The following is a 393-nucleotide window of genomic DNA, read 5'->3' on the forward strand; positions in this document are numbered from 1 at the left end:
TGGTTCTCTGCCACCGGTACCGCCATTCTGTTTGCTGCCTTGCTCTCGATTGTCTGGCTGAAGATGAAACCATCTGACGCTATCAGCACCTTCGGCAGCACGCTGAAAGAACTGGCTCTGCCTATCTACTCCATCGGCATGGTGCTGGCGTTCGCCTTTATCTCGAACTATTCCGGACTGTCATCAACACTGGCGCTGGCACTGGCGCACACCGGTCATGCATTCACCTTCTTCTCGCCGTTCCTCGGCTGGCTTGGGGTATTCCTGACCGGGTCGGATACGTCATCTAATGCTTTGTTTGCCGCTTTGCAGGCTACCGCCGCACAACAAATTGGCGTTTCTGACCTGTTGCTGGTTGCTGCCAACACCACCGGTGGTGTCACCGGTAAGATG

General features: G+C 55.5%; 1 protein-coding gene. It reads left to right on the forward strand.

What is annotated here, in order from left to right; all coding sequences use genetic code 11:
* On the forward strand, nt 1-393 hold a 393-nt coding region (locus tag LZP73_RS19365; protein ID WP_234236543.1), incomplete at both ends, for an L-lactate permease.

This window comes from Shewanella sp. AS16 (assembly GCF_021412365.1).
GTDB classification, from domain to species: domain Bacteria; phylum Pseudomonadota; class Gammaproteobacteria; order Enterobacterales; family Shewanellaceae; genus Shewanella; species Shewanella salipaludis.